The sequence below is a fragment of the Akkermansia sp. GGCC_0220 genome (assembly GCF_017566105.1).
In the GTDB taxonomy this organism is placed as follows: domain Bacteria; phylum Verrucomicrobiota; class Verrucomicrobiia; order Verrucomicrobiales; family Akkermansiaceae; genus Akkermansia; species Akkermansia massiliensis.
Genome location: NZ_JABFCI010000025.1, coordinates 1 through 20713, shown reverse-complemented (window position 1 = coordinate 20713; position 20713 = coordinate 1). Strand labels below are relative to the sequence as shown.

Annotated in this window: 21 protein-coding genes; 16 read left to right on the top strand and 5 right to left on the bottom strand. The window is 58.1% G+C overall.

From position 1 onward, the window contains the following. The 6 genes from HJW02_RS12450 to HJW02_RS12425 form a co-directional block, all read left to right on the top strand. Positions 1–866 (top strand): RHS repeat-associated core domain-containing protein (locus HJW02_RS12450; RefSeq protein WP_208050646.1); only part of this gene is annotated, 866 nt, incomplete at its 5' end. 9 nt (positions 867–875) lie between these two features. Next, the gene (locus tag HJW02_RS12445; protein WP_102722923.1) at positions 876–1412 is read left to right on the top strand and encodes a hypothetical protein; all 537 of its coding nucleotides are present in this window, start codon (positions 876–878) and stop codon (positions 1410–1412) included. 574 nt (positions 1413–1986) lie between these two features. Further along, positions 1987–2151, top strand: coding sequence for a hypothetical protein (locus tag HJW02_RS12440; protein ID WP_156340800.1), 165 nt, complete (start codon positions 1987–1989; stop codon positions 2149–2151). Between the two features lie 336 nt (positions 2152–2487). Then, positions 2488–2928, top strand: a complete 441-nt coding sequence (locus HJW02_RS12435; RefSeq protein ID WP_102722922.1) for a hypothetical protein — start codon at positions 2488–2490, stop codon at positions 2926–2928. Positions 2929–3272: 344 nt separating this feature from the next. Then, entirely contained in the window at positions 3273–4946 is a 1674-nt protein-coding gene (locus tag HJW02_RS14070; protein ID WP_102722921.1) for a discoidin domain-containing protein, read from the top strand. After that, positions 4946–5722 carry a DUF4328 domain-containing protein gene (locus HJW02_RS12425; RefSeq protein WP_102722920.1) on the top strand — a complete coding sequence of 259 codons (777 nt, stop codon included), beginning with the start codon at positions 4946–4948 and terminating at the stop codon, positions 5720–5722. Before HJW02_RS14070 ends, HJW02_RS12425 begins: the two co-directional genes overlap by 1 nt. 290 nt (positions 5723–6012) lie before the next feature. Here HJW02_RS12425 and rplS read toward each other — a convergent pair whose 3' ends face one another. Both rplS and HJW02_RS12415 read right to left on the bottom strand, forming a co-directional pair. Further along, on the bottom strand, positions 6013–6360 hold the full coding sequence (rplS, locus tag HJW02_RS12420) for a 50S ribosomal protein L19 (RefSeq protein WP_012419257.1): 348 nt from the start codon (positions 6358–6360) through the stop codon (positions 6013–6015). Between the two features lie 110 nt (positions 6361–6470). After that, complete coding sequence (locus tag HJW02_RS12415; protein ID WP_180971848.1) at positions 6471–8009, bottom strand: TIGR03790 family protein; 1539 nt, start codon at positions 8007–8009, stop codon at positions 6471–6473. Between the two features lie 165 nt (positions 8010–8174). On the opposite strand from HJW02_RS12415, the gene mce reads away from it, so the two are divergent. The 8 genes from mce (at position 8175) to HJW02_RS12375 (ending at position 16086) form a co-directional block, all read left to right on the top strand. Then, entirely contained in the window at positions 8175–8597 is a 423-nt protein-coding gene (gene mce, locus HJW02_RS12410; protein WP_102722924.1) for a methylmalonyl-CoA epimerase, read from the top strand. 31 nt (positions 8598–8628) lie between these two features. Then, entirely contained in the window at positions 8629–10194 is a 1566-nt protein-coding gene (locus tag HJW02_RS12405; RefSeq protein ID WP_022395955.1) for an acyl-CoA carboxylase subunit beta, read from the top strand. Between the two features lie 21 nt (positions 10195–10215). Next, positions 10216–10674: an OadG family transporter subunit gene (locus HJW02_RS12400; RefSeq protein WP_022395956.1), complete on the top strand. Its 459-nt coding sequence runs from the start codon at positions 10216–10218 to the stop codon at positions 10672–10674. Positions 10675–10749: 75 nt separating this feature from the next. Then, on the top strand, positions 10750–11157 hold the full coding sequence (locus tag HJW02_RS12395; RefSeq protein WP_180971744.1) for an acetyl-CoA carboxylase biotin carboxyl carrier protein subunit: 408 nt from the start codon (positions 10750–10752) through the stop codon (positions 11155–11157). A gap of 81 nt (positions 11158–11238) precedes the next feature. After that, positions 11239–12903 carry a sodium ion-translocating decarboxylase subunit beta gene (locus HJW02_RS12390; protein WP_102713851.1) on the top strand — a complete coding sequence of 555 codons (1665 nt, stop codon included), beginning with the start codon at positions 11239–11241 and terminating at the stop codon, positions 12901–12903. A 35-nt stretch (positions 12904–12938) separates the two neighbouring features. Then, on the top strand, positions 12939–13712 hold the full coding sequence (locus HJW02_RS12385) for a biotin--[acetyl-CoA-carboxylase] ligase (protein ID WP_102722866.1): 774 nt from the start codon (positions 12939–12941) through the stop codon (positions 13710–13712). Between the two features lie 53 nt (positions 13713–13765). Further along, positions 13766–15262, top strand: coding sequence for an acetyl-CoA hydrolase/transferase family protein (locus tag HJW02_RS12380; RefSeq protein ID WP_102722867.1), 1497 nt, complete (start codon positions 13766–13768; stop codon positions 15260–15262). Positions 15263–15384: 122 nt separating this feature from the next. Next, entirely contained in the window at positions 15385–16086 is a 702-nt protein-coding gene (locus tag HJW02_RS12375) for a hypothetical protein (protein ID WP_102731740.1), read from the top strand. 306 nt (positions 16087–16392) lie between these two features. Here HJW02_RS12375 and rfbA read toward each other — a convergent pair whose 3' ends face one another. The 3 genes from rfbA to HJW02_RS12360 form a co-directional block, all read right to left on the bottom strand. After that, the gene (gene rfbA, locus HJW02_RS12370; RefSeq protein ID WP_102722869.1) at positions 16393–17256 is read right to left on the bottom strand and encodes a glucose-1-phosphate thymidylyltransferase RfbA; all 864 of its coding nucleotides are present in this window, start codon (positions 17254–17256) and stop codon (positions 16393–16395) included. A 9-nt stretch (positions 17257–17265) separates the two neighbouring features. After that, complete coding sequence (gene rfbB / locus HJW02_RS12365) at positions 17266–18318, bottom strand: dTDP-glucose 4,6-dehydratase (RefSeq protein WP_102722870.1); 1053 nt, start codon at positions 18316–18318, stop codon at positions 17266–17268. A 132-nt stretch (positions 18319–18450) separates the two neighbouring features. Beyond that, complete coding sequence (locus tag HJW02_RS12360) at positions 18451–19395, bottom strand: 6-phosphofructokinase (protein ID WP_022397426.1); 945 nt, start codon at positions 19393–19395, stop codon at positions 18451–18453. 128 nt (positions 19396–19523) lie between these two features. On the opposite strand from HJW02_RS12360, the gene HJW02_RS12355 reads away from it, so the two are divergent. Continuing rightward, complete coding sequence (locus HJW02_RS12355; RefSeq protein WP_102722872.1) at positions 19524–20255, top strand: uracil-DNA glycosylase family protein; 732 nt, start codon at positions 19524–19526, stop codon at positions 20253–20255. Between the two features lie 32 nt (positions 20256–20287). Continuing rightward, a complete protein-coding gene (locus HJW02_RS12350; protein WP_022397428.1) occupies positions 20288–20644 on the top strand; it encodes a four helix bundle protein in 357 nt (118 codons plus the stop codon). Positions 20645–20713 lie beyond the last annotated feature (69 nt).

Genomic DNA, 20713 nt, shown 5'->3' with positions numbered 1-20713 from the left:
CGGCGTTGGACATGCTGGACAACCGGAACGTGCTTCGGACACTGTTGTGGGATCCCCTGGAACCGGTGGCCACGCGTCCCCTGGCCCTGGTGCAGGAAAATGCCCTTTACTGCTATGGAATGGACTTTAACAAGAACGTCACGGAGGTGTTCGCTGGAGAGGGAGCTATTGCGGCAACTTATGACTACTCGCCATACGGACAGGTTGTTTCCACGGGGGACCTCGTCCAGCCGGTGCAGTGGTCCAGCGAGATGAACGATGTAGAATTGGCCCTGGTCTATTACAACTACCGTTATTACAATCCCGCCGATGGAAGGTGGATCAATCGTGATCCCATCACTGAAGAAGGGGGATGGAATTTGTATGGGTTTATAGAAAATGTTGTAATAAACAAATATGACGGTTTAGGGTTAAAAAAGGGATTCACAAAAACAGGCGATCCGTGTCCGAAATGTTGTAAAGGATGTGAAAGATCGCAGGAAAGGCCAGTTATTAAAGATGCAGGAACAAAAGGAATTGATGTTAAGGCATCAGTTGAAAGTCCTATGTTCACATCCAAATGCGAACATAATGGTACATGTAATGAAAATTGTTGCTATGTAGTTTATACTTGGTTTGATTGCTATAACAAAACATGTTATAGTCAAACAGGTGATACTTTCAATAGAAAAGTCCAACCTTTGAGAGGAGTAGGAAGAGCTCGGAGTGCATTAGGAGTAAGCGTTCAAGCCTATAAATGGTGTTCCTGTAATAAGGGAAAATGGGAATGCCATAATGTATTGTTGTTAAGTAATACATTATTATATCAAGTAGATAATCCGAATAATCCGAAAGAATGGATTCTTATAATTCCTAATAAAAAATAATTAATAACTATGAATAAAATATTTAATGTAGCTTTTATATTGTTATGTACGCACTGTTCTGACATTAAACAACAAAATGTTGAGAAAAACATTTTTAGTGAATTAAGTGATAAGGCGCATTTTGATCTTATTTATACAGAATGGTTTATGTACCAAGCAGGATCCCTTCGCAATCTCGTTCCAGGAAAATATAATTTCTCTAAATTTGATGTTACTCCAAACGATATCATCGAATTTCAGAAATTAGAAATTAAAAACAAGTATAGTCAGAAAAATGATTCACAAAGAAAGAAACAAATAGAGACTTGGATAGAAGATCAAAGAAATGCAATTGCTGCATTAAATATGGAGAAGCATATAAAATTAGAAAAAACAGATATTCAGAATTTAATAAATATGCTGAATGAACAGGCGAAATATGTCAATAAGCTGTATTTACAAATGTCAGTACTGGATTTTCCTGAGAAAATAAATACTCCAACTTATGATTGCGCTGGGGCATCCGACTACCCGCACCCAGTAGCGGAAAAACGAAGTAGTCCATAGCGACAGCTTCAGCTACAACAGCAGGAACGAACTCACCGGAGCTTCTCTAGGCACGACGCCCTATGCCTCAGCTAGACAACATCGTCAACCGCAAGACGGTGTAGAAACTGGCCGAAGAACTCATCTACGCGGTCAACGAACTCAAGCACAGTACACTAGCATCACCCTCCACTCTGGATCTGGATCAACCCTTTGTTCCCGACTATAACGCTTCGGCCAACCAGACGCTGATTAGAACTTCAACGGGCATCTGGACCACAGTATACAATGAAGCTAACCGTGCGGTGAGCTTCATCAGCCAGGACGGCAGTACGGTGGTGGAATGCGGCTACGACTACCGAGGGCGCCGTTACATGAAGAAAGTAACTGACAGAGTTGAAACGATATCTATGAATCGTACATCGTATTTGGTGTTTTTGATCAGGCAATAGGCAAGTTTATACAAGAATTATCGACAACGTTAAAATGTATGATTCTTCGTGATAGGCAAAAAATACTCATCAAGAAAGAGATCAACGGCTCCAGTGCCTGGAGACATCCAATTTCTCCATAACATCTTCCTTACATACCCTGCATGACCTGCCCTCTCCCCTCGGGATCAGGCATCCGCAGTCGCGGAGGCCTGGGAACGCTCCCGCCTCTCCCCCTCATCTACTCCAACTCTGAGAACGAACGCTTCCTCATTGAAATTTCAGGAAAAACCCTGCGCGTCTTCTCTCTCGCCTCCGCGAGGAATTAGTCCAATTTGACGCGGAATTCGGGGAGGAAAAGGCTCTGCACAGGAAGCGAGTAAATAAGCTTCTCCTCTTCATCCATCCGGCATACCCCGCATGTTCTGAAACGCGAAAACTATCAAAGGAAGTTCGAACCCTGCTCCTTCAAGGTCCCTTGACGCCACCCCGGCCACCGAAGAGTTTCTGAGGCGTTCAATGATAAGATTAACTTGAGGCTGCAAAAATTGAAGCTTTATCTTTCACACCCAGATTTACGATGTACTGGGACGATCGGGTTCCCTATCATGCAGAAAAGGCCGTAATGCCCGCGCTTATTTCCCGAAATTCCCCCGTTCCGCCCCATGCATGACATCCTATGGCTGCTCCTGACGTCCCTGCTGACCGGCTGGATGATGTTCAGGACAAGGAAGGAAGAACATTTTTCCGGTAAGAAACAGGTTCAGGAAATCGTTAACAAATACAAACTCCTTGCTGAGTTTGCCGGCTCCCTATTCCTCATTCTGTTATGCCTGTTGCTCGCATCCGCCGTTTTCCTGTCAAACGGATGTCCGGAAACGGCTCTTTTCCTAGCCACCCTGTACATGGTGGCTTTAACAACCGCCACAGTTATCCACCTGCTTTGCCGCATCCGCAAGAATTGGGATGAACATGATTTTTACATGGCCATGGCCACTCGGACAGGAATGTCTCTCAGGCGCCTGAAGCAACTGAAATTTTTCCTGCTGATTGCGGCTTGCTCCGGACTGGTTTGTTCAGCCTTCCGGGTTTTGCCCAGCAGATAAGGAAAAGGTTATTTCCCGGCCACGGAATGAAGAGGAAACAACCCTTCCTGAAAACGGAGGGGACATCCGCCTTTTCCAACAAACTTCCCCGTCAGGAAAAACCATTCCGCCAGCGGAAGGAACAGGCCCGTCAACCGTATGGATACGGAAAGAACGGCCCCTCGGGACGCCTTCTTCAAAGGAGAGCGTCCGCCCCGCCCGGAAAAGGCCGTTCCGGCCCGGCACGAGCGGTTTCCGTTCAGCGTCAGGACATCCCGCCAGCAAAATATGCCCGCTTATAGAGTTGCTTCCGGCAAGGATTTTAAGGTAGACTGTTTGCCGATACTATTCCACCTCCCTTTTCCATGCCTGCCGACGATTCCCTTTCCATGGACCAGATTGCCGCCCTCTTCCCCCAGTTGGAAAACATCCAGCTTGTCGGGGCCAAAGGCCCCCAGCAAATTTTCACCGCCACCCTGAAATCCAATTTCGCTCCCGTCATGCTGCGGGTGGTCCCCACGGAGGAAGCCGGAGTCTTCGGCTGGAATCCGGAATTCATCGTCCGCTCCCTCACCATTGTGGAACAGGCGCACCAGGGCCTTCTGCGCGTTTACGAAGTGGGACAGGCAGGACCGTTCACCTTCATCATTTCCGAACACTCCCCCTATCCGCGCCTGGCGGACCTGGAAACCCTCCCCCAGATATCCCCCCAGGCGGCGCTCAACCTGGTGCGGAACATGGCGGAAGGCCTGCTGACGCTGCACCGGAAAAACATCTTTCACGGCGGCATCACGCCCAAACTGATTTCCCTGCGCGCGGACGGCGGAGACGCCCTGCTGCTACCCATCAACATTTATCCCGCGCAGCCCCCGGTAGACATGGGGGACTTCGCCTCTCCGGAATGGGTCACCGGGGCGGAAGCCGCCTTCACGCCGGGCATGGACATTTACGCCCTGGGGCTGACGCTCTACATCCTGCTGACCCGCAAGACGCCGATGGAAGCGGGCTTCGCCATGCCCTCCACACTGATCAAGTGCAGCGACGCCGTGGACGCCGTGGTCTCCCGGGCCATCAATCCGGACACCCGCGAACGCTACCGTAACCTGGGGGACTTTATCACGGACCTGGACAAGGCCATCGCCAGCCCCACGGGAAGAAACGCGGCAGCCATTCCTCCCCGGCCGTCCTCAACGCCCGTCCCCGCCATGAATATGCAGAAAGGGCAGACCAATGTTTACTACTACCTTATCCCGGCCCTGATCGTGGGCATTGTGCTGACCTACACCTGCATCCTGTACAAGAAGGACGTCGTCAGAATGCGCAATGACTACAACGAACAGGTGCAGAAGGAAAACAACGCGAAGGCGGATGCGGCGAGAAAAGCGAACAGGGAAGCGCGCCGCCATGCTCCGGCAACGCCTGCGCCCTCTGCCCCGGCCGTCGCGGAAAACACCACTCCGGCCCCTGCGGTTCCCGCACCTGCCCCGCTCCCGCATCCGGAACCCGTGCCTGCAGCTCCCAAACCCTCCGCCGAACCCGGCAAAGTCAACTGGAGCCTTCAGCCCGGCGTCAAGGTGCGCCAGAGCTCCAACCGCAACATGCTGGGCGCCTACGGTCCGGAAAAGGCCGTGGACGGCAATACCAGCTCCGAGCTTTCCGACGTTTCCATCAGCGCCACCGGCGTGGCGGAAGGAAAAACCGCCTGGTTCGGCATCGACTTCGGCAAGGAGACCAACCGCACCATAGAAAAAGTGGTTATTTACACGCCAGCCAACCTGACTCTGCTGGGCACCATGGAGGAATTCAAGGTGATTCTGTACGACAATGACAAGAACGTGCTGGCGGAAAAAACCTTCAACACCACACCCTCGGAAAAATCCACCAACGTCACCACCTGGAAGCTGGAAGCTCCGGTCAAGGCGCGCGCCCTGCGCGTGGAATCCACCGATCCGGCCCATCCGCTGGCGCTGACGGAAGTGGAGGCATACGGCCCGGAAGAAGCGGCGGAAACACTGGCCCCCGCACCTGCGGAAGAATAATGCCTGCGGAACCGTTTTCAGCCGGAATTCCGCCCCTCCGGAAGCTCGGCGTCCTCTTGTTCCTCCTGTGCCTGTTTGCCCTGACGCTGGCCGGGGGCACCTTCTATCTGCTTTTCCACGATCTTCCCCTGATTCAGCAAGCCATCTCGGAAACGCTGGCTCAAACCATGAAGGAACTCCAGGAAGGGGACCGCGCCTCCCTTTCCCTCTCCCTTGCCAGGGCGGATGCAGGCTCCGCCGCTCCGTTTACGCTGGACGGCGGCCTGTTTTACCTGTCCATGGCCGGGCTGGTGGTCTGCTGGCTGATGCTGGTTTACCGGCTGGCGCAGAATGCGGAAACGGTGAAGAAGGGAGCCATGCGCGCCTCTCCCCTGCTCTGCGTCCTTTCCTTCTTCCTCCCCGTGGGCAATATCTGGATGCCCCTTCAAGCCATGCTGGATGTCAACAAGGCCTTCTCCTTCCCCGGCCCTTCACGCGGAAAAGGCTGGATATGGCTGGCCTGGGCCGTCAGCGTGCCGGGTTCCCTGCTCATCTTCCTGTATACGCTGTTCCAGCCCCTGTTCCGTTTCTCGGAGACGCTCCGGGCATGGGCGGAAGAAAGCCCGGAAAACGTGCTTGCGCTGGACCGGGAGCTGGAAGCCCTGCTGAACGGCATGGTGCGCCCCGTCATCATGTACAACGGAACAGCCTTCCTGGTGAGCCTGGCAAGTTCCGTGCTGATGATGCTCCACTTCTATTTCCTGCAAAAGAGGCTGGCCAACCGCCTGCCTTCCTGATTAGATCCCTCCCCCCGGCAAAGCCCCGCCGGAAGGAACGGAAAAGCCGGAGGGCTTGTTCCATCCCGTTCCTTTTTCTTGCCGGCTTTCTTCCAGCCTCTCTCCCCTTTCCGGAACTTTCACCGGGAAAAACCGTGTAGCCCTCACAGGGGGTCTCACGAAAATTTTTTCACGCCTTCCTTTCCCGTCCGCCCCCTTCTTCCTCCGGGGTGGAATAAAACCTTCCGGGCATAGAAAACCCGGCCTCGCCTCACGGCGGGCCGGGCCAGCAAAAATAGCAATTTTTCCGATTACCGGTTGGCGGACTTCACGATCATGGCGTCCTTGCCGATACGGCCGCGCAGGTAGTGAAGCTTGGCACGGCGGACCTTGCCACGGTTCACGACTTCAATCTTGGCGATGCGGGGGGTGTGCAGGGGGAACACGCGCTCCACGCCTTCACCGTAGGAAATCTTGCGGACCGTGAAAGCTTCATTGATGCCGGAACCGCGCTTGGCGATCACGATGCCCTGGAAAATCTGGATACGTTCCTTGCCGCCTTCAATAACACGAGTGTGAACCTTGATGGTATCACCTACGTTAAATGGGGTCACATCCGCCTTGAGTTGCTCTTGCTCGATTTTGTTGATAATGTTCATCTTGTGTTATCTATTGCTGGTGAATATCAGTAAAAGGAAAACTTACGGGACGCAGAATATGGGCCATAATCCCCTAAAAGGCAATCCAAATTTGCCGTACGGCCTTAATTTTATTTTTTAGGCGGGGGCGGCGGCGGAGCTATCCTTGCATGCCACTCCTCCAGCGCCGGGAGAAAGGCGGAGGAAGACATGAGGGCGCGGACGCTGTCCATCCGCAGCAGGAAGGCCTTGTCCCCGCCCTGGGCGCGGTCCGCCAGCAGGGACTCCAGCAGAAGACGGGCGCGGGTGCGGGCGTCCGGCGCGCCGTCAAGGGCGGAGAAAACCAGCTCCCCGGCCCGTGCCGGCTCCTTCCGGTACAGGTATTCCAGCGCCAGCGCTTCATAAAGGCAGGAGGAGGGTGCCTTCCGGGCGGATTCCAGCAGGCGCGCGGAACGGTCCCGCCAGCGGTCCCCGAACTGTACAGAGGAAGCCCACCAGCCCTGGAAATAGCGGTCCTCTTCCGTCGGCTTCACGTCCATGTCCTTCATGCGGGCGTACGGACGGTAGAGGGGGTCTCCGAACACCACCCCCTGCCAGGACAGTACGGGCATGCTCATCCAGGAGGCTTCCGCCACGGTATAGCCGTCCAGCAGGCGGTCCGCAAAAATGTCAAAGCGGTGGCACGCGCCCAGGAAAGGTTCATACACGTTCCCCACCGTCACGTCCGCCCCCTTTTCCAGCAGGGCGGAACTCCACCCCCTGCCGGGAATCTTGAAATCGGAGGCGCTGAAGGAATGCAGGTGCATGGCGACCGCTCCGGGCCGGAAACGGAAGGTTGGGTCCGTAAACGGACCGTTCGCATTCCCGGTGTACCAGCCGCAGTAAAGCGCCGTGTCCCGGCTCAGCGGAAATTTCTCCGGAAGAGTCTGGGGCCAGTCATCCAGGTAAACGGGGATGCCCGCTTCCCGCACGCGGCGGAACACGGCGTCCAGCCACTGGTCCCCCTGGGCGTAGGGGCCGCCCCGGTCCACCACCGCCCACCCCCACAGGCCCTTCTTCTCCACCTCCGCAGGTTCCGTGACCAGCCGCAGGCAGGTATCCGCCGTCAGGCCGTCCAGGCGGCACACCAGGAACGTGGGCAGGCCGGAGCCCACAAAATCCTCCTTCCTGTCAAAATAGGGGTTTCCTACCCAGGCCTTCCTCTCATAACCGTCCACCGCCAGCAGCGCCAGTTCGGAATCCACGGCGGCGCGGTCCGTCTGCATCTGGTTGATATCTTTCCCGGGAGGGGGAACGGGCGCTTCATGGCGTATCTTCATCGGCAGGTCCGCCATCAGCACCAGCGCAAAAATCTTCCGGTCCATCATGGGGGCGGAGGCAATGCCGGACGGCACCCACCACCGCTGCTCCCGCGCCGTCCGCAGCAGGGGCGCACGGATCAGGTCTTCATACTCCTTCCGGGAAATCTCGTTGGCCGAGGGGCAGTCCAGGGAAACCAGGTTCCCTTCCGGCACGCCGCGCACCCGCGCATACTCCCTGGCCATGCGGCGGCTCAGCTCGGATTTTCCGTTGTAAACCACGGCCACATGGGCGGGCAGCAGCTCATAGGCACACGCGGCGGAAAACCACGACGCCAGCAGGAACAATACGGCTAATCCCCTCTTGAACATGCCCCTACCATACCTCATCTTCCGGGGCAATCAAGCAGGTGAAACGGAGCGGGCGCGATTTCGCCATTTTTCCGCTTTTCGCTTCACATCTAAAAAAAATCCGCTTTAATGGCTCCTGATGTATTGCAGGCTTCCACCTGCATTCCCTACAACCATCATACGCATATGATTCAACAAATTGACCATATCGGCATCGCCGTCAAGAGCCTTGACGCCACCGTTCCCTACTACCGTGATGCGCTCGGACTCGGAGAGCCCCACATTGAGGAAGTGCCCACGCAAAAGGTGCGCGTCGCCATGTTTGACGTTGCCGGAGTCCACATCGAACTGCTCGAACCCACCTCTCCGGAAAGCGCCATCGCCAAGGCCATCGAGAAGAAAGGGGAAGGCATCCACCACATCGCTTTCAAGACCAACGACATTGCTGACAACATCTCCCAGGCCAAGGAAGCCGGCCTTACCGTGCTGAACGACCCGCCCGTCCCCGGCGCGCACAATACGCAGGTCACCTTCCTGCATCCCAAGTGCACCTTCGGCGTGCTGACCGAATTCTGCCAGCACCCCGGCGGTTGCGGATGCGGCAAGTAACATTCTCCGAATCCACCATACCACTATACCAATGGCTATTGATCCCAAATTGATTGACGATCTGAACAGCCGCCGCAAGAAGGTCATCCTCAGCGGCGGTCAGGAAAAGATCGACAAGAGACACGAAAAGGGCGAAATGACGGCCCGCGACCGCATGGGGTACCTCTTTGAAGAAGGCACCTTCTCGGAAATCGGCATGCATGTGCGCCACAACTGCCACAACTTCGGCATGGGCAAGAAGGAAATCCCCGGCGACGGCGTCGTTTCCGGCTTCGGCCTCGTGAACGGCCGTCCGGTCGCCTGCGCGGCCTCCGACTTCCTGGCCCAGGGCGGCTCCCTCGGCTACATGCACGCCATGAAGATTGCGGACGCCCAGAAGTACGCCCTGAAAGCCGGCATCCCGATGGTGACGGTGAACGACTCCGGCGGCGCGCGCCTCCAGGAAGGCGTGGCGGCCCTGTCCGGCTACGCCCAGGTGTTCTACAACAACGTGCTGGCTTCCGGCGTGGTTCCGCAGATATCCATGATCCTGGGGCCCTGCGCAGGCGGCGCGGCCTATTCCCCCGCCCTGACGGACTTCATCATCATGCGCAATTCCGGCAACGCCGGCATGTACATCACCGGTCCCAAGGTGATTGAACAGGTCACGTATGAAAAGTGCACGATGGACGACATCGGCTCCGCGGCCATCCACGCATCCGTGTCCGGCAACGTCCACTTCGTGGCGGACAGCGACGCGCACGCCCTGGACATCCTGAAGAGGCTCCTTTCCTTCCTTCCCGCCAACAACGCGGAAGAACCGCCCCACAAGCTGGACACCCCGCTTGACCTGAGCGCGGACGAAGGCATGAGCGACCTGATTCCCGGCGACAACCGCACGCCCCTGGACGTCCAGCCCATCATCAGCCGCCTGGTGGATGACGGGGATTTCCTGGAAGTGCACAAGGACTTCGCCAAGAACGTCGTCGTCGGCTTCGGCCGGGTCTGCGGCGTGGTGGTCGGCATCATCGCCAACCAGCCCAACGTGAAGGCCGGCTGCCTGGACATCGACTCCTCCGACAAGGCCGCCCGCTTCATCCGCTTCTGCAACGCGTTCAACATCCCATTGGTGAACCTGGTGGACGTGCCCGGCTTCCTGCCCGGCAAGAACCAGGAACGCGGCGGCATCATCCGCCACGGCGCCAAGCTCATCTTCGCCTATTCCCAGGCCACGGTTCCCAAGGTCACCCTGATCATGCGCAAAGCCTACGGCGGCGCCTACATCGCCATGTGCTGCAAGGACCTGGGCGCTGACGCCGTTTTCGCCTGGCCCGGCGCGGAAATCGCCGTGATGGGCGCGGAAGGCGCTGTTCCGGTGCTTTACGGCCGCGAGCTGAAAGCCGTGGAAGACCCCGCGGAAAAGGCCAAGCGCCAGGGAGAACTTCTGGAAGAATACCGGGAGGCCTTCTACAACCCGTACGTGGCGGCCGGCATGGGCCAGATCACGGAAGTCATCAATCCGGAAGAAACCCGCGCCAAGATCGCCTTCGCCCTGCGCACCCTCCTGAACAAGAAGGAAGTGCGTCCGGCCAAGAAGCACGGCAACATTCCGCTCTAACATCCATCTTAACGGATTCATATGTTACTTACGACACTCGCCTTTGCGCAGGGCATGGCCAACATCATGGAGAATCTGGACTACCAGATCGTCGGCATCCTGGTGGTCATGATGTGCCTGGGTGGCCTGGCCGTCATTCTGACCATCAGCGGCTCCATTGCCGCTTCCATCCAGAACAAGGCCAAAGCCAAGGCCGCAGCGGCCTCCGCCGCTCCCGCTCCTGTGCCTGCCGCCGCCCCTGCGGCAGCAGGCAAGCCGGGCATGACTCCGGAAATGCTCGCCATCCTCTCCGCAGCCGTGGACTCCGCCATGACGGAGCTCACGCCGGAAATGGTGGCCGTCATCTCCGCCGCCGTGGACGCAGGCCTGGACGGCATGAGCCACCGCATCGTGGAAATCAAGCAATCCCCGGGCTCCGGCTATGCGGCCGCAGGCAGGGCGGAAATCTTCGCCTCCCACCGCATCCGGCCCAGTCATTGAACCACTGCATTATTCACCCTTACCCCCGCCCCCGGCGGGAATCATTTAACTTAATATTCCATACCATACATTATTATGAAGAAACTTCGCATCACCGTAGACGGCAAGGTATTTGACGTATCCGTAGAACTCCTGGACCAGGTCTCCTCCACCACCTCCGCCCCGGCTCCGGCCCCCGTTGCAGCCCCGGCTCCCGCACCCGCAGCCTCCGCCCCTGTCGCGGCGCCCGCTCCGGCTCCCACGCCCGCCCCCGCCCCGGCCGCCGCCGGTGCAGGAGACGTGCCCAGCCCGCTCGCCGGCAAAGTCGTTTCCCTGGACGTTGCCCCCGGCACCGCCGTGAAGGCCGGTGACCAGATCCTGACGCTGGAAGCCATGAAGATGAACACCATCATTTACGCTCCCGCCTCCGGCACGCTCACCGCTTTCTGCGTAAGCGCGGGCGACACGGTTCAGGAAGGACAGGCGCTGGCCAAGATTGGTTAATCCCGGCGGGAGCCGCCCGGCCCCCCTAACACAGGTCCGGACTCCGACTCAGACTAAAAACCGCTACAATAATTATTCCATATGAGTCTTTTTGATTCATTAATCACCTTTTTACAGGGGATGGGCATCTTCTCCCTATCATGGCAAATGGTAGGGATGTGGGGCATTGCCGTTCTTCTCCTGTACCTGGGTGTAGCCAAGCAGTACGAACCTCTTCTGATGGTTCCGATTGCCTTTGGCGCATTAATTGCCAACATTCCGGACAACGGAATGCTCATCACCCAGCTGAACCAGCAGGTCATCTCCTCCAATAAGGCGGGGGAAGTGACCGCCACGTCCCTCAACAACGTGGGCTACCTGCGCGTTCACGTGGCCCCGCTCCAGCAGGCCCCCGTCAAGGTGCCGGCCAACCTGACCACGCCTGAAGCGCGCGCCCAGTATCTGGCAAACATGGAACAGCCCATGCAGGTTTACCCCGGCAGCCCGCTGACCGTCTCCCAGATCAAGCCCGTGCGGGAATCCCAGGAAAAAGCCAAGGCTGACGCCGCCCTTCTGGGGGACGACAGCCTGACGGTGGACCCCAACCTGAAGGACTTCCACAACGTGACGGAAGCGGACGCCAACGATCCGGTGTACCTGCTCACGAACGGTGGAGTCACCACCGTTCTGCGCCAGAAGGGAGTCAACTACTTTGACACGGAAGGTAACCAGGTTCCGGTGAATCTGGAAACGCAGAAGCTGGAACCCCTGGTGGTCTCCGCCGCAGGCAAGTACGTGGCCGTGGGCCAGCACACCCAGGAATTACTGGTCACCTCCATCCATGGGGGTCTGTACGACTGGATCGGGCTGGGCATCAAGGCTGAAATCTTCCCGCCCATCATCTTCCTGGGCGTGGGAGCCCTGACGGACTTCGGCCCGCTGCTCGCCGCACCGCGCACCCTTCTTCTGGGTGCAGCGGCCCAGGTGGGCGTGGCCGCCACGTTCTTCATGGCCCTGTTCATGGGCTTCACGCCCAATGAATCCGCCTCCATCGGCATCATCGGCGGCGCTGACGGCCCCACCTCCATCTTCCTGACGATGAAGCTGGCTCCGCACCTGCTGGGCGCCGTGGCCGTGGCCGCGTATACGTACATGGCCCTGGTCCCGCTGATACAGCCGCCCATCATGGCTCTGCTGACCACGAAGAAGGAGCGGGTCATCCGCATGAAATCCCTGCGAACGGTCAGCAAGAGTGAAAAACTGTTCTTCGCCGTGCTGGTAACCATTGTCACCATCCTGCTGATTCCGGACGCCTCTCCGCTGATCGGCATGCTGATGCTGGGCAACTTCCTGCGCGAGTGCAAGGTAACGGAACGCCTGGTGCAGGCCTCCCAGAATGAAATCATCAACATCGTCACCATCTTCCTGGGCACCTCCGTGGGCCTCACGATGCAGGGTGACCGCTTCCTGCAGAAGGAAACGCTGCTGATCATTCTGCTGGGCATTGTCGCCTTCGGCGTAGCCACCGCGGGCGGCGTGATCGCCGCCAAGCTGATGAACCTCATCTGGCGCAAGAATCCGGTCAATCCCCTGATCGGTTCCGCAGGCGTCTCCGCCGTTCCGATGGCGGCCCGCGTCTCCCACAATGTGGGCCAGAAGTATGATCCCTCCAACTACCTTCTCATGCACGCCATGGGACCGAACGTTGCGGGCGTGATCGGCACCGCAGTCATCGCAGGCTACTACATTGCTACTCTGGCGAGATAACCTGACAGAAATTATTCCAGGCCTCGGCCCATCCCATGAATTCCACCGCCCCATCCCCCACTCCTCCAGAGGAGGAAGGACCATGCGGCGACTGGACCTATCATGAATGGGCCGAGGCTTCTTCCACCAATGACCTGGCCCGTTCTCTGCCCCCCCGCCACATTGCCGTCTGCCGCGTGCAGAAAAGCGGCCGCGGCAGGTTCAACCGCAAATGGGTAGGGGAGGAAGGCGGCCTGTGGTCCTCCTTCACCGTTCCCCTGGATACTGCGGCCGGCGTACACTGGGGCCATCTGCCCCTGGTTGCAGGGCTGGCCCTGCTCAACATGCTCCGCAGCATGGGCATTGCCAACGCGCGCCTGCGCTGGCCCAACGACGTCCTCATAGGAAAATCCAAACTGGCGGGCATTCTTGTGGAGCGCCCCTCCGCGCACATGGCCGTCATCGGCATAGGCATCAACATTTTCAATGACGTGGCCTCTATAGCCGGAGAAATCAAGGACCCTCCCGCAAGGCTCGCGGATCTTGTTCAGGACTGTCCCTCACTGCATGACGTCATGGCTTCCCTCGGCAGGCATTTGGACCAGGTTTTTTCTACCTTTGCCCACGGCGGCATCCCCACCCTTCAGGAGGGGCTGGCGCAAGCATGGGCCGGGGAAAGGTCGGTTTCCATCCTTACGGATGACGAAACCATCCGGGGAATCTTTACGGGGATTGACGATCAGGGCAATCCTGTGGTATCCCTTCCGACCGGTTCCCTCCGGACCGTTCCGGCACATCTGATCAACAGGCTTGTTGAAGAACAAGCCTGACCGCTCCGTTGACACGGAGTTTCTTTCTCTTTCATCCAACAAAAATCACTGACATGAGTTACAAGGAACTAACACCAGAAGAAGCAGCAAGCCTGATTAAACACGGCCACCACATTGGCCTGAGCGGGTTTACTCCCGCAGGGACGGCCAAGGCTGTGACGGCTGAATTGGCAAAAATTGCAGAAGCGGAACACGCTAAGGGGAACCCCTTCCAGGTGAGCGTCTTCACCGGTGCTTCCACGGGCGATTCCTGCGACGGGGTTCTTTCCCGCGCCAAGGCTATTCGCTACCGCGCCCCCTACACCACCAACGTTGACTTCCGCAAGGCGGTGAACAATGGGGAAATCGCCTACAACGACATCCACCTGTCCCAGATGGCCCAGGAAATCCGTTACGGGTTCATGGGCAAAGTAGACATGGCCATCATCGAAGCCTGCGAGGTCACGGCCGACGGTAAAATTTATCTGACGGCCGCCGGAGGGATCGCTCCCACCATTTGCCGCCTTGCCGACAAGATCATCGTGGAATTGAACGCCGCCCACAGCAAAAATGCCATGGGGCTGCATGACGTTTACGAACCCCTGGATCCTCCCAACCGCCGTGAAATCCCCATTTACAAACCCAGCGACCGTATCGGGAAACCATACATCCAGGTTGATCCGAAAAAGATCGTGGGCATCGTGGAAACCAACTGGCCGGACGAAGCCCGTTCCTTTGCCGCGGCTGACCCCCTGACCGATAAAATCGGGCAGAACGTGGCGGACTTCCTGGCCGCCGACATGAAGCGGGGCATTATCCCCTCCACCTTCCTCCCGCTTCAGTCCGGCGTGGGCAACATTGCAAACGCCGTGCTGGGCGCCCTGGGCCGCGACAAGACAATCCCCGCCTTTGAAATGTACACGGAAGTCATCCAGAACTCCGTCATCGGCCTGATCCGGGAGGGCCGCGTGAAATTCGGGAGCGCCTGTTCCCTGACCGTTACGAATGACTGCCTGGAAGGCATTTACAGGGATATGGACTTCTTCCGCGACAAACTGGTGCTCCGTCCCTCGGAAATATCCAACAGCCCGGAAGTGATCCGCCGCCTCGGCGTCATCTCCATCAACACCGCCATTGAAGCCGACCTTTACGGGAACGTCAACTCCACGCACATCGGCGGCACGAAGATGATGAACGGCATCGGCGGTTCCGGCGACTTCACGCGCAACGCCTATATTTCCATCTTCACCTGCCCGTCCGTCGCCAAGGACGGCAAGATCAGCGCCATCGTCCCCATGGTCTCCCACCATGACCATACGGAACATGACGTCAATATCATCATTACCGAACAGGGCGTTGCGGACCTTCGCGGCAAGAGCCCGAAAGAACGGGCCCAAACCATTATTGAGAACTGCGTCCATCCGGATTACAAGAACATCCTCTGGGATTACCTGAAACTGTCCGGCGGCAAGGCCCAGACTCCGCAGTCCATCCGGGCCGCCCTGGGCATGCATGCAGAGCTGGCCAGGAGCGGAGACATGAAGAATGTCGACTGGGCCCAATACCAGTAACCCCTGCCTGCCGTCATTCGCATTGACGCCCATGACTCCACGTTAACCCTACAGGACCGCTCCCGCGCAGGGAGCGGTCCTTTTCCTTTTTCCCGTCCTTCTCCACTTCCCGCTCCTCTCCCATGAACTGGATGATTTACCCCGCAGCCAAGGCATTTATCAGAGCCTGCACCTTCCTCTTCGGAGCAGGCGTCACGGCGACCGTCCTCATTCATCTTTTCATGCCCCTTTTCCTCCACTGCCCACGGACAGCCGCGCCCTTCCTGCTTTTGGGAACATGGTCGGAACTAATCTCCATCCTGGCCCTGTCTTTCCTCCTATCCTGGGGAAGCAGGGTCCTGCTGGCTTCCCAGGGGAGCAGGATCACAAGAATTCTAAGCGCGCTGGCCTTCCTGCCCGCCCTGTACTCCCTCCTCATTCCGTTTGCGGGGATGCCCGTCTTATTGCAATACGCGGAAATGGACAGGGTTTGGGAGTCCTTCCTCCTTCTGGCGGCCATCATTTCTTTCTTTTCCTTCCCTTATACGGCGGGATACGGATCCGCAGGCAGAAGGACATTCCTGGCCTGGGGCATTGCGGCGGCAGGCTGCGGACTGCAAAGCGTCCTGTTCTTCCTCTCCACCCTGTTGCGGCAGTGCCTGTCCTCCGTGGCTCCCTCCCTGGCAACGCCAGCTGCGTGGCTGGCCATTATCCTGTCCTGCGGCCTCGAAATCCTGCTAGCGGCCCTTTCCGTTATTCTGGTGCGGCGCCTTTTTAAAAACGCCATGTCCATAGCCTCCATGCCGGAATTGATGAATCCTTCCATGCCGGACAGCCGCCCGTAGGCCCCTCTCTCCATTCCTACAGGCTTTCCGAAAGAGTTCCTGCCTCATCCTGCGAAATGAATGCGCGCGCTCCGCGCCGCGGCCCTTCTTACAGCCCGGGTGCGGCTCCCGGAGCGCCGAAGCCTTTTACGGCTTTGAATAAAAAACCGGCGGCATCATTTATCCGTCCGGGAACACGGCCGTCCCTACGGGCAGGCACTGCAAGGGAGGCACCCACGCCCTCCGGGAATCCCGGGCTACGGCAGGGAGCCAACGCAACCCGGGCCATTTTCCCAGGCAGGGGAAACAGGAGCGCCGCTCGGAACGTTACTTCACCAATTCGTCCAAATAACAGCCGTAGCCGTTATTTTTCATGGCTCCGGCCTGAATACGCAGCGTTTCTGCGGAAATCCAGCCGTTGTTGAAGGCAATCTCCTCCAGGCACGCCACCTTGAAGCCCTGGTGGTGTTCCAGGGTGCGGACAAACATGGAAGCCTCCAGAAGGGTGTCGTGCGTGCCCGTGTCCAGCCACGTATAGCCGCGCGCCAGCTTTTCCACGCGCAGAAGGCCCTGTTTCAGGTACTCCTGGTTCACGGAGGTGATTTCCAGCTCTCCCCGGGCGGATTTGGGAATCCTCTTGGCGATCTCCACCACCTGGTTGTCGTAAAAATAAAGGCCCGTCACGGCGATGTCCGACTTGGGCTTGAGCGGTTTTTCCTCAATGGAAACGGCCTTTCCTTCTTCATTGAACTCCACCACGCCGAAACGCTGCGGATCGTGCACCTGGTAACCGAAAATGGTCGCCCCTCTCGTCAGTTCAGCGGCGCGCCTCAACTTCTCCGTCAGGCCGCGACCGTAAAAAATATTGTCCCCCAGCACCAGGGCCACGGTATCTTTTCCGATGAATTCCTCCCCGATGATGAAGGCCTGAGCCAGTCCCTCCGGCCTGGGCTGTTCCCGGTATTCAAAAGTTACGCCGAACCTGCTTCCGTCCCCCAGCAGATCCTGGTACAGAGGCAGGTCCCGCGGAGTGGAAATGACGAGGATTTCCCGTATCCCGGCCAGCATCAGCACGGAAATGGGGTAATACACCATCGGCTTGTCGTAAACGGGCAGCAATTGCTTGCTGACGGAAAGCGTGACGGGATGCAGGCGCGTGCCGCTTCCCCCGGCCAGAACAATACCTTTCATATCAATTTCCTAGCCATTGGTTCCCAGACGTTCCAGACGGTATTCCCCGGACAGGATTCCCCGCCACCAGTCCTCATGATCCAGATACCACTGAATGGTTTTCCTGAACCCGGAGGAATGGTCCTGGCGCGGAGACCAGCCCAGCTCCCTCCGTATTTTGGACGCATCAATCGCATAGCGCAGGTCGTGGCCGGGCCTGTCCTGCACAAAGGTGATCTGCTCCCGGTAGCTCCGGCCGTCCGCGCGGGGCCGCAATTCATCCAGATGGGAGCACAGCAGCTCCACCAGCTCCAGATTCGTTTTCTCGTTATTGCCGCCGATGTTGTACGTTTCGCCGGGTTTTCCGGAGGAAACGACCGTCAGCAGGGCTTCGCAGTGGTCCTCCACGTACAGCCAGTCCCGCACGTTTTCCCCCTTGCCGTACACGGGGATGGGCTCGCCGCCCAGGGCCTTCAGGACGACCACGGGAATCAGTTTTTCCGGGAACTGGTAAGGGCCGTAGTTGTTGGAACAGTTGGTAATCAGCACGGGCAGCCCGTACGTATCATGCCAGGCGCGCACCAGATGGTCGCTGGACGCCTTGCTGGCGGAATAGGGGGAATGGGGGCGGTACGGCGTGGATTCCGTAAACAGGCCGTCCTTCCCCAGGGAGCCGTATACTTCGTCCGTGGAAATGTGGTGGAAGCGGAAACGCTCCTTCTTCTCCCCCTCCAGGGAACGGTAATATTCCAGGGCGGCCTGGAGCATGGAAAAGGTGCCCATGACATTGGTGGTCATGAAATCCCCCGGATCGTCAATGGAACGGTCCACGTGGGACTCCGCCGCCAGGTGCATCACCCAGTCCGGTCCGTATTCCCGCAGGGTGTTCCGCATCAGGGCGGCGTCCCGAACGTCGGCGTGCAGGAAGCGGTACGCCGGAGAGTCCGCCGCGCCGTCCAGGGAACGGACGTTGCCGGCATAAGTCAGGGCGTCAATATTCAGGACTTCATGGCCGCGCTCAAGCAGCAGCCTGACCAGATTGGAGCCGATGAATCCGGCGCCCCCCGTAACGATAACTTTCATAACACTGTTTTCAGGGAAAGATGCGGCGCCATCATACAGCAGCGGCAGGGTTTTTCAAAACAAATCCGCCCATGCCGCCGGGAACATGGAGGCATGGGCGCGGAAAAGCGGGGGCAGGAACCGCGGAACCGGCTAGCAGCTCAGTTCCCGGCAGAGGTTGATGATGTCCGGATTCACGGAATACTGCTGCCCGGCCACGGCGTCCAGGGAGGCATAGCCGTACTGTCCGTCATGGTACACCATGATCTGGTTGATGTCCCCGTTGTTCAGGGCTTCCACGGCGCGGGTGGCAAAGCGGGTGCCCATCAGGCGGTCGCGGGCGGTGGGAGAGCCGCCGCGCTGCACATGGCCCAGCACGGTCAGGCGGGTGTCCATGCCGGCGCGTTCCGTCAGCCAGCGGGTCAGGTACTGCGCCACGCGGGTGCCTTCCGCCACCACGGCGATGATGCAGCTTCCTTCCTCATTGATGACGGGCTGGAGGCGCTTGTAAATGGATTCCAGGTCGTAAGGGATTTCAGGGACGATGCAGATGTCCGCCGCGCTGCAAAGGGCGGTGGTCATCGCCAGGTAGCCGCAGTCCCGGCCCATCGTCTCAATCACGAAGGCGCGGTGGTGGGAGCGGGCCGTGTCGCGGACGGAGTCGATGCAGTCCAGAATCACGTTCTGGGCGGTGTCCACGCCCAGGCAGTAGTCCGTGCCGGCGATGTCGTTGTCAATCGTGGCCGGAATGCCGGCGAAGGGTACTTCAAAATCGTTGAAAAAGTCGTTCAGCGCGCGGAAGGAACCGTCGCCGCCCATGATAACGAGCTTGTCGATGTTGCGGTCCTTCAGGTGTTCGTAGGCCTGCTTGCGGAATTCATAGTCGAAAAAGCGCTTGGACCGGGAGGAGCGGAGGAGAGTGCCGCCCCTGTAAATCATGTCGCTGGTCAGTTCCCTGGTGGCTTCCTTGATTTTTCCATCGATCAGTCCTTCCAAGCCGTCATAGACAACGTACGGGTTCATTCCAAGCTGGCGGGCATGATCCACAGCCGCCCTGATCGCCGGATTCATTCCGGCGGCGTCACCGCCTGATGTCATAATGGCTATTCCACTCATAAGTAATAAGGTTAACTTGTCCGGGGGGAAATGTTACCGGGCCGGGCAAATAATGCAAGCGCGGAGTTTTTGCTGGCGCAATAAACGGCAACGCTTCATGATGCAGCGGCATGAACGACACCGCAGCAGCCATTCTGAAGGCCACGGCCGCCCTCCGGGACGGTACGGAGCGGCTCCAGTTCGGAGACCCGGTCCACTTTACCTACAACCCGCTCACCTACGCCTGGGCGCCGCATGAGCAGTACGTGCGCGCCTACGGGAACGGGGAAAAGAGCCACTTCTTCCTGGGCATGAATCCCGGCCCCTTCGGCATGGCCCAGACGGGCGTCCCCTTCGGGGAAGTGGATGCGGTCGTCAACTGGCTGCACATCCGCGGAGAAGTCGGCAGGCCGGAGCACACCCATCCCAAGCGTCCCGTGGAGGGCTTCGGCTGCCCTCGGTCGGAAGTTAGCGGGCGCCGCCTGTGGGGGCTCTTTGCGGAAGCCTTCGGCACCGCGGAAAACTTCTTCCGTCACAACTACGTGGCCAACTACTGCCCGCTGATCTGGATGGGGGCAACGGGAGCCAACATCACGCCGGACAAATTACCGGCGGAACAGCGCGCCGCCGTGGATGCAGTGTGCATGGAGCACCTGGTTTCCCTAATCACCATCCTGAACCCGCATACGCTGGTAGGGGTGGGAGCCTACGCCACGCAGAAGCTGCGGGACGCCGCCGAACGGCTCCCCGGCAAAAGCTTCACCATCGGCACCCTGCTCCACCCCAGCCCCGCCAGCCCCATCGCCAACAAGCTCTGGCCGGAACGCCCCGTCCAGCAGCTTAAGGAGCTGGGCATTTTATGAAGGGTTGAGAGTTTAGAGTGGAGAGTTTAGTGATGGAGGGAATTACTAGAGTAAAAAGCAGGAAATTTGCTGTTCGGATCGTTCGTTTGTACCAGTTTTTGTGTAATGAGAGAAAGGAGTTCGTGCTTTCAAAACAACTGCTGAGAAGCGGTACCGGCATTGGAGCCAACCTGGCGGAAGCGGAATGCGCCATCAGCAAAAAGGATTTCCTTTCCAAAATTTACATTGCCTTGAAGGAATGCTCGGAAACCCTCTATTGGCTGGATTTGCTTAAAGACACCTCTTTCCTGACGGAAGAAATGCACGCCAGCATTTACCGGGATGGAGAAGAACTCAAACGCCTCCTCACCTCCACCACAAAAACCGTCTCCCTCCAAATCAAAAAATAATTCTTAATCTAAAACCACTCTCCACTCTCCACTCTCCACTCTCCACTCTCCACTCTCCACTCTCCACTC